Genomic DNA, 14,727 nt, shown 5'->3' on the forward strand with positions numbered 1-14,727 from the left:
CCCATGCCGCGTATGATCGCCATCGGCCTCGCCGCGTTCGCGCTGCTGACGCCGCCCAGCATTCAGTCACCCCGCGCGCCGGAGCCGACACCCGGGCTCCGCGACCTGCTCACCGCGGCGCAGGGCGCCCCGCCGGCGGTCTGCGCGCTCGCCGCCCGGGGCGTGCTCGCCTCCGGGTGGGGCTCGGCGGCGGAGCCGCCGGCCTCCCCGTTGCCGCGGCCGGCGATCTGGCGCGGCCGGTGGAGTCGCGGTGACGCGCTTCCGGCGGACGACCTGCGCTTCCTGCTGGAGCGGCTCTCCACGGGCGACGCCTGCGTGCGGGAGATCGCCGTGCGGCTCCTGGCACAGCAGGAGGGGGCGCAGGCGGTGCCCGGGCTGGTGGAGCGGCTCGCCGCGCCGGACTCGGCCCTCCGCGCCGTGGCGGCGTACGGGCTCGGCATGGGGGGCGAACGGGGGGCGGTGGAGGCGCTGCTGCGGGGGCTTGGCGATGGCGCCGCCGGGGTCCGGGCCAATGTCGCGTGGGCGCTGGGCCGCATCGGCGACGGGCGGGCCGTGCGTCCGGTGACGGGCCGCCTGGGCGATCGCGCGCCCCTGGTCCGGGAGGCGGCCGCGGGTGCCCTCGGCCACCTCGACTCCAGCAGCGCGGTGCCGGCGCTGCTGCGGGTGCTGCGGGAGGACGACGTCGCCTCGGTCCGCCGCACCGCGGCGTGGGCCTTGGGCCAGCTCTCCGCGGACGACGCGGCGGCGGCGCTCGCCACGGCGCTGCGCGGCGACGCGGACGCGGCGGTGCGCGAGATGTGCGCGTGGGCGCTTGGCGCGATGGAGGCCTCCGCGGCCGGGCCCGCGCTGCGTGCCGCCGCGCGGGGCGACACGGAAGAGGCGGTACGCGAGACGGCGGTCTGGGCGCTGGGCCAGCGCGGCAGCGCTGCCGCTGGCGATGACCTCGGCCAGGTGCTCGCCACCGACCGCAGCGTGCGGGTCCGGCGCACGGCGGCCTGGGCGCTGGGGCAGCTTGACCTGCGCGCGGCGCCGAAGGGGCTGCTCGACGCGCTCGGCGATGGCGACGGCGACCTGCGGCTCAAGGCGGCGTGGGCCCTCTCGGAGATCGGCGATGGCGCGGCCATCCCGGCGCTCCGCGCCGCCCTGGGCCGCGAGCAGGACCCGCGCGCACGCAAGGCAGAGGTCCGGGCGCTGATCCACTCGGGGGAACGGTCGGAGCGGCTGACCGAGCTGCTGCAGTCGGCCGACCCACAGGTGCGTGAGGCGGCGATCCGCGGGATCGCGGGCCGGAGCGGGGTGGACCCGTGGCCCTGGCCCCAGCCGCGGCCGCGCCCGTTCCCCTGAGCGCGGCGGACGCAACCCTCGGATCGGTCCGGTTGTCCAACAGCGAAACCAGTCCCCTCGGGGCCCCCTCATGCTGAACCTGTTCGGTCTCTTCCTGGTGGTGCAGGCGGAGGCGGTGAGCCCACCGCCCGCGCTGCCCTCGCCGACCTCGGTGCGCGCCACCCTCGCCGCCGAGCCCCCGGTGCTCGACGGCCGCGACAGCGACGCGCTGTGGCGGGCCACGCCGGTCATCGACCAGTTCCTGGAGTCGCGCCCCACGGAGGGGGCGCCGCCGCGGTTCCGCACCGAGGCGCGGCTGGCGTACGATGCCCGCTATCTCTACGCCTTTGTCCGCTCCCACGACCCGCACCCCGACAGCCTCATCAGCCTGCTGTCGCGCCGGGACGACCAGACGGCGTCGGATCACGTCACGCTCATGATCGACTCCTACCATGACCGGCGCACCGGGTTCGAGTTCTCGGTGAACCCGGCGGGGGTCAAGTCCGACTACGCCCTCTACAATGATGGCGACGAGGACGTGGCCTGGGACGCGGTGTGGGACGTGGCCACCCGCATCGATTCCCTGGGCTGGACGGCGGAGTACCGCATCCCGCTCTCCCAGCTGCGCTTCTCCACCCGGGGTGACGGCACCTTCGGTGTCCTGATCTGGCGCGTCATCCAGCGGTACACCGCCACGGTCACCTGGCCGCTGTACCGGCCATCGACGTCAGGCATCACCTCGCAGTTCGGCGAGCTCACCGGGCTCACCGGCCTGGAGAGCCCGGGGCGGGCCGAGCTCACGCCCTACCTGGTGACCAAGAACGTGGAGCTGCCGGGATCCGCCACCCACGACCGCGACCAGCAGTTCACCGTCGGGGGCGACCTGCGCTACCGGCTGGCGTCGAACATCTTCCTCAATGCCACCATCAACCCCGACTTTGGCCAGGTGGAAGCCGATCCCTCGGAGCTCAACCTGGGCGCCTTCGAGACCTTCTTCGGGGAGCGGCGGCCGTTCTTCGTGGAGGGGAAGGGCACCTTCGCCTTCAACGTGAACTGCGTGGTGGTGGTGGACTGCCGCACCGGGGAGGGGCTGTTCTACTCGCGGCGCATCGGACGGTCGCCGCAGCTCGCCGAGGTGTTCGGCGACGCCGGCTCCGCGACCTCCACCCGGATCCTCGGCGCCGCCAAGGTGACCGGCCGCCTGCCCGGCGGGTTCTCGCTCGGGCTGCTCGATGCCGTCACCGACCGGGTGGAGGGGCCCGGCAGCAGCACCCTCGAGCCGACCACCAACTACGCCGTGCTGCGGGGCAACCAGGACTATCGCCAGGGGGCCGGCAGCGTGGGCTTCATGCTCACCGCGGTGAACCGGGCCCTCGACACCGAGAGCGAGCCGTACCTGCACCGGAGCGCGTACAGCGGGGGGCTCGATGCCCGGCACCGCTTCTCGGGCCGCTTCGAGGTATCCGGGTCCCTCGCCGCCAGCCGGGTGAGCGGCAGCCGCGCGGCCATCGCCGCCACCCAGCGCGACCCGGTGCACCTGTACCAGCGCCCCGACGGGCCGCTCACCTTCGACTCCACCCGGACCGCGCTCTCCGGCACGAACCTGGAGCTGCGTTTCGCCAAGGTCGGCGGCCGGCGGCTGGTCTTCGAGACCGCCTACCAGCGCCGGACCCCGGGTTTCGAGATCAATGACGTGGGCTTCCTCAGGCAGGCCGACCAGCAGGCCTGGACCTCCTGGGCCAACCTGGCCTGGCGCACGCCCAACCGGGTCTTCCAGCAGCTGCGCTGGAACTTCAACAACTGGGAGTACTGGAGCGCCGCGGGACTGCCCACGGAAATGGCCTTCAACACCAACGTGCACACCCAGCTCACCAACCGGTGGTGGCTGCACCTGGGCGGCACCTGGGGCCAGGTGGGCGGCCACACCTTCTGCGACCGGTGTGCCCGTGGCGGCCCGGCCATCCGGCAGGATCCGTACATCTCCCCCTGGGGCGGCATCGAGGGGGACGATCGCAAGGCGCTGGTGCCATTCATGTGGGTCAACTACAACCGGGGCGACGGCGGACGGTCGGAGTCGCTCAGCCTCCAGCCGGAGCTCGCCCTCAAGGTGAGCTCCCGGTTCAGCACCTCGCTCGCCGCCAACTGGCGCCGCAACCGGGATGACCTGCAGTACTTCGGGACCTTCGCGGACTCCTCCGGCGTGGCGCACTACACCTTCGCGCACCTGCAGCAGCGCACGCTCAGCCTCACCTGGCGGCTCGGCTACACCTTCAGCCCCACCACCTCGCTGCAGGTCTATGCCTCGCCGTTCATCACCAAGGGCAGCTACAGCCGGGTGCGGGAGGTCGCGCGGGCCCGGGCGGCGCGGTACGCCGACCGGTACCAGCCCTACGGCGACACCACCGTCACCAGCGACCCGGGTGGCTTCAACTTCCAGCAGTTCCGCTCCAACGTGGTCTTCCGCTGGGAGTACCGGCCCGGCTCCACCCTCTTCGTGGTCTGGAGCCAGGGGCGCGAGGGCTTCGCGCCGGAGCAGGGGCGGGAGTCCTTCGGCGGCGACCTCGGCGACCTCTTCAGCCGCCGCGCCAACGACACCTTCCTGGTCAAGCTCTCCTACTGGTTCTCGCGGTAGCCGCGGGCGCGCCGCTTCCCGGCCGGGGCTTCGCTGGCCGGGTGGCGGCGCCGGACACGGCTTCCCCTCGGTCCGACGGCCGCTCCCCGACACCCCGGGACTGGATTCCGGCCCTTGACGGCCGCGGGCATCTCTCGTATATAACCAAAAGGTTATGAACGTCTCCCTGCGCCGGACTCCGGCCCCCGATCGCCTCGACGCCACGTTCATGGCGCTGGCCGACCCCACCCGCCGTGCGATCCTGGCCCGGCTGGCGCGGGGCGAGGCCTCGGTCTCGGAACTGGCCGAGCCGTTTGCCATGAGCCAGCCGGCGATCTCCAAGCACCTCAAGGTGCTGGAGCGCGCGGGGCTGGTGTCACGGGGGCGGGCGGCGCAGCGCCGGCCCCGGCGGCTGGAGGCCCGGCCGTTGGCCGAGGCCAACGAATGGCTCGAGCGGTACCGCCGGATCTGGGAAGGCAACTTCCAGCGGCTCGATGCCCTGCTCGCTGAGATGAAGGCGATGGATCCACACCATACCCGCCCCGCGCGCTGAGGAGGCCCCCGTGTCACAACCCCGGACCCTGCAGGTGAGCACACCCAACGACCTCGAGATCGTGATCGTGCGCGAATTCGATGCGCCACGGCACCTGGTCTTCGAGGCCCTGCGCACCCCGGAGCTCATCCGGCAGTGGCTGCTCGGCCCGCCGGGGTGGACCATGCCGGTCTGCGAGTTTCCCCAGCTGGCGGGCCAGCCGTACCGCTACGTCTGGCGCAACCAGCAGGGGACGGAGATGGGGATGGGTGGCACGGTGCTGGAGATGGTGCCGCCGGAGCGGATCGTGACCACGGAGCGGTTCGACGACGCCTGGTATCCCGGCGAGGCGGTGGACACGATGGAGCTGGTGGAGCGCGGGGGGCAGACGACGCTCACCATCACGGTGCGGTACGAGTCGAAGGAGGCGCGGGACGTGGCGCTCCGGTCAGGGATGGAAACCGGGATGGCGGCCGGCTACGACCGCCTCGACCAGCTGCTGATCCAGATGGCGGCCGGGAAGCCGTAGCGTGGCCACGGCGAGCCGGGACGTCGCGGCGGTCCTGGCGCTGCTCGAGCGCCGGGGCACCGCGGCCACCCGCAAGGGCATGGCGCGCTACGGCATCGTGGCGACGCGCGCGTACGGCGTGCCGATGGGGACGCTGCTCACGCTGGCCCGGCAGCTCGGCGTGGATCACGCCCTGGCACGGAGCCTGTGGAAGAGCGGGTGGTACGAGGCACGGCTGCTGGCCGCCCTGGTGGGCGACCCGGCCCGGGTGACGGTCCGCGAGATGGACGCCTGGGCGGCGAGCTTCGAGAACTGGGGGGACTGCGACACCGTCTGCTTCAAGCTGTGGGATCGCACGCCGCTGGCGTGGGGGCGGGCGAAGGCGTGGGCGGGCTCGCGGCACGAGCTGGTCCGGCGCGGCGGCTTCGTGCTGCTGGCCTGCCTGGCACTGCACGACAAGGCCGCGCCCGATCGCCGCTTCCTTGCCTTCCTCTCGCTGATCGAGCGGGGCGCCACGGACGAGCGCCCGATGGTACAGAAGGGCGTGAGCTGGGCGCTGCGGAGTATCGGCCGGCGCAACGCCGCACTGCACGAGGCTGCCCTGACGGTGGCCCGGCGGCTGGGGCAGGCGGCGGAGCCGTCGTCGCGATGGGTGGGGAAGGACGCCGTGCGGGAACTCACCAGCCCGAAGGTGCGGGCCGCGCTGGCGCGGCGGCGCACGCGGGTCAGCGCTGCTGCCGCCCGAACCCCGGCTCGACGTGGATGAACGCCGCCGCCACGAATGAGGGCAGCGTGGCCACGCAGGCCCAGATGAAGAACGCGACGTAGCCCAGCCGGCCCTGGAGCCACCCGGCCCACATCCCCGGCAGCATCATCCCGAGCGCCATGAAGCCGGTGCAGATCGCGTAGTGGGCCGCCTTGTGCACCCGGGTGCCGTCGGCGCCGCCGGCCACCATCAGCATGTAGACCAGGTACGCGGTAAACCCGAAGCCGTAGCCGAACTGCTCCAGCGCGATCGCGCCGCTCACGAGCCCCAGCCCCGCCGGCTGCCAGGTGGCCAGCGCCACGAACACCAGGTTGGGCAGGTGCATGCAGAGCATGAGCGGCCACAGGACCCGCCGCAGTCCCGCGCGCGAGATGACCCAGCCGCCGAGCAGCCCGCCCAGCACCAGCGCGCTCACGCCCACCGTGCCGTACGCGATCCCCACGTCTTCCGTCCGCAGCCCGAGCCCCCCGACCTCCCGGGCGTCGAGCAGGAACGGCGTCACCAGCTTGAGCAGCTGGGCCTCGGCGAAGCGATAGAGCAGCAGGAACGCGAGGATGCGCCCGATTCCGGGCTGCCGGAAGAAGGCGGCGAAGACCTCCGCGAAGTCGGCGCCGAACGCCTGGCCCCGCGACACGGGCCGGTCGGCCGCCGGCTCGGGGAGCGCCCAGAGGTGGTAGAGCCCCGCCGCCGCGAAGACCGCCGCCAGCACCGCGAAGACCGTCACCCACGCCGTCACCACGCTGCCGGTCTGCGCCTGCAGCCGGCCGGCCAGGTATACCAGGCCGCCCTGGCCCGCGATCATCGCCAGGCGGTAGAAGGTGCTGCGCACCCCCACGAAGGCGGCCTGGGTGTGCGGCGGCAGCGCCAGCAGGTAGAAGCCGTCGGCGGCGATGTCGTGGGTGGCCGACGCGAACGCCATCAGCCAGAACACCGCGAGGGTGAGCCGCAGGAACTGGGGGGCCGGGAGCGCCAGCGCCACCGTCGCGAGCGCCGCGCCGATGACGAACTGCAGCACGATCACCCAGCGGCGCTTGGTGCCCAGCAGGTCGACCAGCGGGCTCCACAGCGGCTTGATGACCCACGGGAGGTAGAGCCAGCTCGTGTAGAGGGCGATCTCGGTGTTGGAGATGCCGAGGTTCTTGTACAGCACCACTGCCAGCGTCATCACCACGACGTATGGCAGCCCCTGGCTGAAGTAGAGCGTGGGGATCCAGCGCCAGGGCTGGGCGGAGGAGCGATCGGGCTGCGGGGGAGGGGCCACGGGGCTCGGCTGGAGGTCGGGGTCGGCGGCGACTGGGTGCAAGGTGGTCCGGTCGCTGGCCCTCGGCAAGCCGGTCGGGGCCGCGGCGCGCTAGTCCTCCCGCAGCGCGGTCATCGGATCCATCCGCGCCGCGCGCCAGGCGGGGATCGCCCCGGCAGCGAGGGCCACGAAGAGGACCAGTGCCAGGGTGGCCCCGAGGGTGGCGGGGTCGCCGGGGCGCACGCCATACAGGAAGCTCTCGACTAGGCGGCCGCCGGCCAGCGCCCCCGCCAGCCCCAGGGCCAGGCCGGGCACCACCAGCCGGCCGACCTCCCCCACGATCATGCGCAGCACGCGCTGCCGCTCGGCCCCGAGCGCGAGCCGGATGCCGATCTCGTTGCGGCGCCGCGCCACGTTGTACGCCATGATGCCGTACAACCCCACCAGGGCCAGTACCAGCGCGAGGCCGCCGAAGAAGCCCGCGAGCGTGGCCAGCAGGCGTTCCCGTGCCAGTGAGCGAGCCACCTGGCTCTCGACCGTGAAGGCGGAGAACGAGGCCCGCGGATCGACCTCCGCGATCGCGGCCCGCACACTGGGGACCAGCGCGTCGGGGGCGCCGTCGGTCTTGAGGATGTAGGTGATGGCCCACGAGGGATCGGTCGCCTGTTCCAGGGCGGAGTAGACGATCGGCTCCGGCGCCTCCCGCAGGTTCCGGTACTTGGCGTCCTCCACGACCCCCACCACCGTCACCGCGAGCCGCGGGTCCGGGCCCGTCTCCAGCAGCAGGGACTGACCGATCGGCGACTCGCCGGGGAAGAACTTCGACGCCATGGCCTGGTTGACGATCACGGCGGTCGGTCCGCCCGCCACGTCGTCCGGGCCGAAGTCCCGGCCCGCGACGAGGCGCGTGCCGCTGGCAGAGAAGTAGCCGCGACTGACGCGATTGAAGTAGCTCACCCGCTGCTGCCACTCGGTCGGCTCCGGCCGTCCGGGGCGGAAGACGCCCCCGTTCCATCCGGCCCCCGAGACGGGCAGCACCATGACCGACCCCGCCTCCTGCACGCCGGGCACGAGGCGGAGGCGTTCCAGGACCTGGCGCTCGAGGGCGATGCGCTGGGCATCGCCATATCCGCCGGCGATCAGGTTGAGGTTGACCGCCAGCCGTCCCTCCCGCTCGAAGCCGGGATCGACGGTGGCCAGGGTGCGGAAGGTGCCGAGCAGGAGGGCGGCGCCGCTCACCAGCACCAGCGAGAGCGCCACCTGGGCCAGCACCAGCCCCTTGCCGAGCGTCAGTCGGGCCGATCCGCCGGCCACCACACCGCGGCCCCCGGCGCGCATCGCGCCTTGCGGGTCGACCCGGGTGGCTCGCCACGCCGGGATCAGGCCGAACAGGAGTCCGGTGAGCACCGCGATCCCGGCGGTGAATCCCAGCAGGCGGAGGTCGGGCGAGAGGTCGAGCCACACCCCTCCGCCACGGGTGGACAGCATGCGCACCAGCAGGGTGCTGCTCCACCGGGCAAAGCAGACGCCCAGCGCCGCTCCGAGCAGCGCAAGCAGCAGGCTCTCGGTGAGGGCCTGCCGGATGAGGCGGCCGCGGCTCGCGCCGAGGGCCAGCCGCATCGCGATCTCGTGGCGCCGCGCGGCGCCCCGGGCGAGCAGCAGGTTGGCGACGTTGGCGCAGGCAATCAGCAGGACCAGCGCCACCACCCCCATGAGCATCAGGAGCGCCGGCCGGTAGGTCAGCCGCATCTCCGAGACGCCGGTGGCGGCCGGGACCGCCTGGAGCCGGCTCTCCCGGTAGCTGCGCAGGTTGTCCCCATCCCAGTCAGTGGGCGCCGTCGCGGCAAAGATCCCGGGTGAGAGCGCCGCCAGCCGGCCATCCACGTCGGCCGCCGTGAGCCCCGGCCGGGGGCGCCCGAGGATCGTCAGGAACCAGTACGCCCGGACGTCAAGCCCCGAGTTGGTTCCCTGGATGATGGCCTCGGCGCACAGCGGCACGTACACCTGCACCGACCGCCCCACCTCCACCCCGAAGAATCCGGCCTGCGCCACACCGATCACTTCGAAGCCGCGGCCCTCGAGCGTCAGCGTGCGCCCGATGACCCCCGGATCGCCGCCGTACTCGGATTGCCAGAAGCCGTGCCCGAGCACGGCCAGGGCGGGGCAGCCACGATAGTCGTCTGCCCCGGAGAGCAGCCGGCCCGCCGCCGGCCGCACCCCGAGCGCGGGAAAGAAGTCGCCGCCGACGAAGTTGCCGGGGACATGCCGGGCCTCGCCGCTGCTGGCCAGGTTGAACGGCGTATATGAGAAGGCCAGGATGCCGCTGAAAATGTCCTGCTCGCGCCGCAGCGCCTCCCAGATCGGGTTGGTGAACTCCGCGCCGCCGGTCTCCCCGCGGGTGACCTGGACCAGCGCCTGCGGCTCGGTCACGGGCAGGGAGCGCAGCAGGAGGGCGTTGAAGAGGCTGAAGATCGCGGTGTTGGCGCCGATGCCCAGACCGAGGGAGAGCATCACGGTCAGCGTGAACCCCGGGGAGGCGCGCAGCCCGCGCACCGCGTAGCGGAGGTCCTGGCTCAGGGTCCCGAGCCACGCCACGATGTCGACCTCACGGGTCGCCTCACGCACCCCGGCACGATGCCCGAACTGCCGCCGGGCGGCCCGCTCCGCCTCGGCCCGCGGCAGGCCGCGCGCCTCGAGGGTGTCCGCCAGTTCGGCCAGGTGGAAATCGAGCTCCCGGTCCAGGTCCCGGCCGTGGCGGGCGGAGCGGACGAGGTTCTGCAGTCGGGCGAGCCAGCTCATGGGGTGCTCCCGGGCTCAGGCCAGGCGAAGGACGCGGTTGACGCCGGTGGTCAGGCGCTGCCAGCTCTCTTCCTCGACCGCAAGCTGCTTGCGGCCCAGCGCCGTGAGGCCGTAGAAGCGCGCCTCCCGGTTCTTCTCGGTGATGCCCCACTCGGCCTTGACCCATCCCTGCTGCTCCATGCGGTGCAGCGCGGGATACAGCGATCCCTCCTCCACCCGGAGCAGGTCGTCCGACACCCGCTGGATATGGGCGGTGATCGCGTATCCGTGCAGCCGGCCCTGGGCGGCCAGGCACTTGAGGACGAGCAGGGCGAGGGTGCCCTGGAGGATGTCGTTCTTCGGCCGCGCCATGTGCTCCCCGTTCTAGCTATGCATATCTAGCTAGGTATACGGTGGGGCCGGCGGGAGGTTTCGTCAAGCCGGGGAGGGGGGCGGCCGGGCGCCGGGTTAGGGCCGGCGCACCCCGTACCGTCCCAGCTCCGCCGCGGTCATCCGCACCACGTCCACGGTCAGCGGGATCGGCGTGTGCGGCGTGTCGGTGGAGTCGCGCGGCGCGGCCACGATCCGTTCCACCACGTCCATGCCCGTGAACACCTGGCCGAACACCGTGTAGTTCCCGTCGAGCCGCTTGAGCCCGGCCGGGTTGGCCACGATGTAGAACTGGCACCCCGGGTCGACCTTGCCGGGATTGTCGTCGCGCCCCGCGCCGACGGCGCCGTAGACGTGGCGCAGGCTGTCGTGGAATTCCGGCGCCAGCAGGTCCGGGAAGTGCGAGAATCCCTCGGGGGTGTCGGGGCAGCCCCCCTGGGCGACGAAGTTGGGGATCACGCGGTTGAAGGTGAGCGAGTCCCAGTAGTGCGCCGCCGCCAGGCGGAGGAAGCTCGCCTTGTGCGCCGGGGTGCGGTCGTCGAGCAGGAAGCGGATCTCGCCCTGCGGGGTGCGGATCCGCCCCACCGCGTAGGTCTGGCCCGGGAGCGGCGCGGTGGCGCCGAGGAGCAGCGGCAGGAGCGCGAGCGAGGGCAGGAGGCGCGTGGCAATCGCTGGCACGGGATTGGTCCGGGTGAGGGGTGAGGGACTGCCCGGGGGAATATCCACGCGGGCGGGGAGGGGCGCCATCACGGCGCCGGCGCGGCGTCGAGCAGCGCCCGCACCCGCGGCAGCACCTCGCGGCCGTAGCGCTCGATGCTGCCCAGCAGCTTCTCGTGGGCCAGCGGGCCCGAACTGTACTTCATCTGGAACCGCGCCAGGCCGAGCGCCTGCACGGTGGCCGCGACGCGGCGCGCCACGGTCTCCGCCGAGCCGACGTAGAGCGAGCCCGACTCGACCTCGCGCTCGAACTGGTCACGGGTGACAGGCGGCCAGCCGCGCTCCCGGCCGATCGTGTTCATGAGCCCCTGGTACCCCGGCCAGTAGTCGGCGCGCGCCTGGGCATCGCTCTCGCCGACGTAGCCCGGCGAGTGCACCCCCACCGGGAGCGGCTCCCGGCCCTGCTCCGCGAGGGAGCGGTGGTACAGCGCCACGTAGGGCGCAAAGCGCCGCGGGTCGCCCCCGATGATGGCGAGCATGAGCGGGAAGCCGTGGCGCGCGGCGCGCACCACCGACTGCGGGCTCCCGCCCACGCCCACCCAGGTGCGCAGCGTCCCGCCCTCCGTGGGGGGATAGACCCGCTGGCCCGCGAGCGGCGCGCGGGTGGTGCCCCGCCAGGTGAGCGGCGTGCCGGTCCGGTCCTGCTCCAGGATCCGGGCGTAGAGGTCGAGCCGCTCCTCGAACAGCGTCTCGTACTGCCCCGTGTCGAACCCGAACAGGGGGAACGACTCCGTGAACGATCCCCGGCCCAGGATCACTTCGGCCCGGCCGCCGGAGGTGGCGTTGAGCGTGGAGAAGCGCTGGAACACGCGCACCGGGTCGTCGGAGCCGAGCACGGTGACGGCGGAGCCGAGCCGGAGGCGGGTGGTGCGTCCCGCGATCGTGGCGAGCACCATCTCGGGCGAGGAGATGGCGAAGTCGGGGCGGTGGTGTTCGCCGAGCCCGATGAAGTCCACGCCGACCTGGTCGGCGAGCACCGCCTCCTCGACCACGTGCCGGAGGACCTGGGCGTGGGGGAGGAGATGACCATCGGCACCACGGGTGACGTCACCGAAGGTGTCGAGCCCGAACTCGAGGGGTGGTGCCATGTGCGGTTCCTTGCCGAACGCCTTGGGGGACGGTGGGCGTCGCCGTCCGGAAGCAGAACAGCCCCCCGACCTGGCGCCGGGGAGCTGCTCGACAGTCTGCGATGGGCGATGAGGGGCTCGAACCCCCGACCTCGCGCATGTGAGGCGCGCGCTCTAACCAGCTGAGCTAATCGCCCGTGATGGGGCTCCCCGGTGCCTTGGGGGCCGATAACCTACACCATGGCACGGTGTTAAGGCAACCCCCGGTGCCGCGCGGTGCCCCCTCTCGGCCACCCTACGCGCCCCGGTGCGCCGCCAGCACCTCGGCCGGCGAGACCGTGGCCACGCCGCGCTTGGCCACCTCCACCCCCGCGGCGATGTTGGCGACCTCCGCCGCCTCGATCGGCGTGGCCTTCGCCGCCAACGCCGTCCCGACCCACGCGGTGACGGTGTCCCCGGCGCCCGAGACGTCGTACACCTCGCGCGCCTCACTTTCGATCAGGTGCGGTGGCACCCCCGCATCGCGGTTCACCAGCACCATCCCGCCGGCCCCCAGGGTGAGCAGGAGGTTCTCCACCTGCAGGCGCCCCACCGCCTCGACCAGCGCCCGCGCCGAACTCAGGTCGATGCCCGGGATCGCCGCGCCGAGTTCCCGCCGGTTGGGCTTGAACACCGTCGCGCCGCGATACGCGAAGAAGGAACGGAACTTGGGATCCACCACGGTGGGCAGTCCGCGCGCCGCGGCCGCCTGCATCGTGGCGGCGATGACCCGGGGGTGGAGCACGCCCTTGTCGTAGTCCTCGAGCAGCACCGCGTCGGCCTGGGCGATGGCCTCGGTGGCCAGCGTGGCCAGCCGCGCGGCGGTCTCGGCGGCGAGCTCGCCCGCGTCTTCCTCGTCGATGCGCACCACCTGCTGCCCGCGGGCCACTACGCGGGTCTTGGTCGTGGTGGGGCGATCGGGGAGGGCCAGGAGGAACCGGTCATCGATCCCCAGGCGCCCCAGCTCGCCGCGCAGCGCCTCGCCGTCGCGATCGGCGCCCACCACCGCCACCAGCTGGGCCTGGCCGCCGAGCGCCGCCACATTCGCCGCGACGTTGGCCGCGCCACCCAGCGCCAGCCGCCGCTCGGTGACGCTCACCACCGGCACCGGCGCCTCGGGCGAGATCCGCTCGGTGTCGCCGAGGAGGTAGCGGTCGAGCATCGCGTCGCCGACGACCACCACGCGGCGGCCGCGCATCTGCTCCAGCAGGGCGGTGAGGCGGGGGCGAGGGAGCGCGGAGGTCGGCATGCTAGAGGCGTCCTTGCCAGCGGGTGCCCAGGGTGGCCTGCAGCCGCGCGACGAATTCGGTGCGGCGGCGCCCCTCGACGTGATCGGCGTTCTGGAGGCGGTGGACCCCGGCGTTGAGGTGCAGCGCCAGCGGGCCGTGCCGCCCGCTCACGTCCAGGGCGGCGCGCCAGGTGCGTTCCACCGTCCCCAGGAAGAGGGTCGGCGTGTCGGCGAGGGCCTGCCCCGTGGGCCAGGGGTCGTTGATCCGCCCCTCGCCCTGGCGGAGCAGGGTCAGCTCGGGCGAGACCATCCATCCCGCCACCGGGGCACTCACCGTCACGGTCACCTGGTCATTATCGGCAAAGTTGCGCCCGAGTCCCACCCCCTCCTCGGTGAACGCCTCGAAGGGGCGCCCGGTCCGGAAGGCGAGGCTCGACGCCTGGGAGTAGCCGGCCCGCCAGGCCAGCGCCCGGCCCAGCGGTCCCTCCGCCTGCAGGGCGAAGGCGTAGCGGTTGGGCGCCGTGCCCGGCTGGTACTGGAAGTCGTCGAGCCCCAGCTGGGCGAGGAGCCGCACCGCCCCCACCCGCCAGGTGACGTCCGCGCCGAGCATGATGTTGCCGTCATCGCCCAGGCCGTACTCGTTGGCCAGCAGCAGCAGCGTGACGGGATTGCGGAACCGCGGCCCGAAGCTGCGTCCCGGTCCGGCCAGCACGGTGGTCTCCCACAGCCCGAGTTCCAGCCGCCGGCCGACGCGCGCGTGCAGGCGGTGGAGGAAGAAGTACCGGTTGATGGTGGCGCCGCTGCTGTCGGTGGCGTCCTCGAGCGTGGTGGCCTGCGCCGTGAGGCCCAGCCGCGCGGTACCGAGGGTGAGGCCCAGGGCGGGCCGCGGGTAGGCGGCGTTGCTCACGCCGATGCCGGGAAAGAGTGCCGGCCCCCAGTCCTGTTCCTGTTGCCCGTAGAACAGCTCGCCGTACCGGAACTGGAGCGCGAGGTAGGCCTCGGGGTGACGGCCCGTGACCTTGAGGTTGTGCCGGCCCGACCAGTCGGGGTCCCTGGCCACCCGCGGCTCGAGGGTGGGGCGGGTCACCAGCACCACCGGGCCGTAGTGCGCTTCCACGCGCAGCTGGGCCAGCGGGCGGATGCCCTCGGGGCCGGCCGGGTGCAGCAGGTCGCGGCGGGCATCGGTGTAGCCCTGGCCGCCCGCGGCCACCCCCACCTCCCAGCGGGCCTCGACGGTATCCTCGGCCCAGGCGGCGCGGAGCCGGCCGGCGAGCGCGGTGTCGCGGAGCGTGCCGCGCGCCGCCGCGCTGTCCAGGGCCAGCAGGGCGTCCCGCCGGTGGAAGGGGCGGCGCTGGGGGGAGGGGTCGTCCACCTCGCCGCGGGTCACCAGGTGCTCGAAGGCGGGACGGTGCGGATCATCGAGCGCGACATACGGCGTGGACTGGGCCGCGAGCGGCAGGGCGGCAAGTCCGGTGAGCGCGATCACCAGGCGCGACGGGAGTGGCATGGCCCAAAGATACGGATTCCT

General features: G+C 73.1%; 12 protein-coding genes and 1 tRNA gene. 5 read left to right on the forward strand and 8 right to left on the reverse strand.

Going from position 1 to position 14,727, the window contains the following annotated elements:
• The first annotated feature begins 3 nt into the window (after positions 1 to 3).
• The 5 genes from IPJ95_09430 to IPJ95_09450 all read left to right on the forward strand — a co-directional run bounded on the left by IPJ95_09430 (position 4) and on the right by IPJ95_09450 (position 5,740).
• On the forward strand, positions 4 to 1,344 hold the full coding sequence (locus IPJ95_09430; GenBank protein MBK7923831.1) for a HEAT repeat domain-containing protein: 1,341 nt from the start codon (positions 4 to 6) through the stop codon (positions 1,342 to 1,344).
• Between the two features lie 70 nt (positions 1,345 to 1,414).
• Positions 1,415 to 3,955 carry a carbohydrate binding family 9 domain-containing protein gene (locus IPJ95_09435; GenBank protein ID MBK7923832.1) on the forward strand — a complete coding sequence of 847 codons (2,541 nt, stop codon included), beginning with the start codon at positions 1,415 to 1,417 and terminating at the stop codon, positions 3,953 to 3,955.
• Positions 3,956 to 4,109: 154 nt separating this feature from the next.
• The gene (locus IPJ95_09440) at positions 4,110 to 4,487 is read left to right on the forward strand and encodes a winged helix-turn-helix transcriptional regulator (protein ID MBK7923833.1); all 378 of its coding nucleotides are present in this window, start codon (positions 4,110 to 4,112) and stop codon (positions 4,485 to 4,487) included.
• A gap of 10 nt (positions 4,488 to 4,497) precedes the next feature.
• Positions 4,498 to 4,995 (forward strand): SRPBCC family protein, encoded by a 498-nt coding sequence (locus tag IPJ95_09445; protein MBK7923834.1) that lies wholly within the window; start codon positions 4,498 to 4,500, stop codon positions 4,993 to 4,995.
• Between the two features lie 79 nt (positions 4,996 to 5,074).
• Positions 5,075 to 5,740, forward strand: a complete 666-nt coding sequence (locus IPJ95_09450) for a DNA alkylation repair protein (protein ID MBK7923835.1) — start codon at positions 5,075 to 5,077, stop codon at positions 5,738 to 5,740.
• Here the strand turns inward: IPJ95_09450 and IPJ95_09455 are convergent.
• The 8 genes from IPJ95_09455 to IPJ95_09490 all read right to left on the reverse strand — a co-directional run bounded on the left by IPJ95_09455 (position 5,700) and on the right by IPJ95_09490 (position 14,706).
• On the reverse strand, positions 5,700 to 6,905 hold the full coding sequence (locus tag IPJ95_09455) for an MFS transporter (protein MBK7923836.1): 1,206 nt from the start codon (positions 6,903 to 6,905) through the stop codon (positions 5,700 to 5,702). The two genes, IPJ95_09450 and IPJ95_09455, sit on opposite strands and share 41 nt — an antisense overlap.
• Positions 6,906 to 7,091: 186 nt before the next feature.
• Positions 7,092 to 9,779 carry an ABC transporter permease gene (locus tag IPJ95_09460; GenBank protein ID MBK7923837.1) on the reverse strand — a complete coding sequence of 896 codons (2,688 nt, stop codon included), beginning with the start codon at positions 9,777 to 9,779 and terminating at the stop codon, positions 7,092 to 7,094.
• 15 nt (positions 9,780 to 9,794) lie between these two features.
• Positions 9,795 to 10,130 (reverse strand): PadR family transcriptional regulator, encoded by a 336-nt coding sequence (locus IPJ95_09465; GenBank protein ID MBK7923838.1) that lies wholly within the window; start codon positions 10,128 to 10,130, stop codon positions 9,795 to 9,797.
• Between the two features lie 96 nt (positions 10,131 to 10,226).
• Complete coding sequence (locus tag IPJ95_09470; protein ID MBK7923839.1) at positions 10,227 to 10,895, reverse strand: peptidylprolyl isomerase; 669 nt, start codon at positions 10,893 to 10,895, stop codon at positions 10,227 to 10,229.
• Positions 10,895 to 11,953: an LLM class flavin-dependent oxidoreductase gene (locus tag IPJ95_09475; protein ID MBK7923840.1), complete on the reverse strand. Its 1,059-nt coding sequence runs from the start codon at positions 11,951 to 11,953 to the stop codon at positions 10,895 to 10,897. The genes IPJ95_09470 and IPJ95_09475 overlap by 1 nt, the downstream gene beginning before the upstream one ends.
• A gap of 102 nt (positions 11,954 to 12,055) precedes the next feature.
• Positions 12,056 to 12,129: transfer RNA gene (locus tag IPJ95_09480), tRNA-Val, on the reverse strand.
• A gap of 98 nt (positions 12,130 to 12,227) precedes the next feature.
• Positions 12,228 to 13,220: a D-glycero-beta-D-manno-heptose-7-phosphate kinase gene (locus IPJ95_09485; protein ID MBK7923841.1), complete on the reverse strand. Its 993-nt coding sequence runs from the start codon at positions 13,218 to 13,220 to the stop codon at positions 12,228 to 12,230.
• Between the two features lies 1 nt (position 13,221).
• The gene (locus IPJ95_09490; GenBank protein ID MBK7923842.1) at positions 13,222 to 14,706 is read right to left on the reverse strand and encodes a hypothetical protein; all 1,485 of its coding nucleotides are present in this window, start codon (positions 14,704 to 14,706) and stop codon (positions 13,222 to 13,224) included.
• Between the last annotated feature and the right edge of the window lie 21 nt (positions 14,707 to 14,727).

The organism is Gemmatimonadota bacterium, from assembly GCA_016713785.1.
Classification (GTDB): domain Bacteria; phylum Gemmatimonadota; class Gemmatimonadetes; order Gemmatimonadales; family GWC2-71-9; genus JADJOM01.

Excerpts from the sequence above, each read along its gene's own strand:
- IPJ95_09455 (MBK7923836.1), bottom strand. The coding sequence starts at position 6,905 with ATGACGCTGGCAGTGGTGCTGTACAAGAACCTCGGCATCTCCAACACC.
- IPJ95_09435 (MBK7923832.1), top strand. The coding sequence starts at position 1,415 with ATGCTGAACCTGTTCGGTCTCTTCCTGGTGGTGCAGGCGGAGGCGGTG.
- IPJ95_09475 (MBK7923840.1), bottom strand. The coding sequence starts at position 11,953 with ATGGCACCACCCCTCGAGTTCGGGCTCGACACCTTCGGTGACGTCACC.
- IPJ95_09460 (MBK7923837.1), bottom strand. The coding sequence starts at position 9,779 with ATGAGCTGGCTCGCCCGACTGCAGAACCTCGTCCGCTCCGCCCGCCAC.
- IPJ95_09440 (MBK7923833.1), top strand. The coding sequence starts at position 4,110 with ATGAACGTCTCCCTGCGCCGGACTCCGGCCCCCGATCGCCTCGACGCC.
- IPJ95_09470 (MBK7923839.1), bottom strand. The coding sequence starts at position 10,895 with ATGGCGCCCCTCCCCGCCCGCGTGGATATTCCCCCGGGCAGTCCCTCA.
- IPJ95_09430 (MBK7923831.1), top strand. The coding sequence starts at position 4 with ATGCCGCGTATGATCGCCATCGGCCTCGCCGCGTTCGCGCTGCTGACG.
- IPJ95_09465 (MBK7923838.1), bottom strand. The coding sequence starts at position 10,130 with ATGGCGCGGCCGAAGAACGACATCCTCCAGGGCACCCTCGCCCTGCTC.
- IPJ95_09450 (MBK7923835.1), top strand. The coding sequence starts at position 5,075 with ATGGCGCGCTACGGCATCGTGGCGACGCGCGCGTACGGCGTGCCGATG.
- IPJ95_09490 (MBK7923842.1), bottom strand. The coding sequence starts at position 14,706 with ATGCCACTCCCGTCGCGCCTGGTGATCGCGCTCACCGGACTTGCCGCC.
- IPJ95_09485 (MBK7923841.1), bottom strand. The coding sequence starts at position 13,220 with ATGCCGACCTCCGCGCTCCCTCGCCCCCGCCTCACCGCCCTGCTGGAG.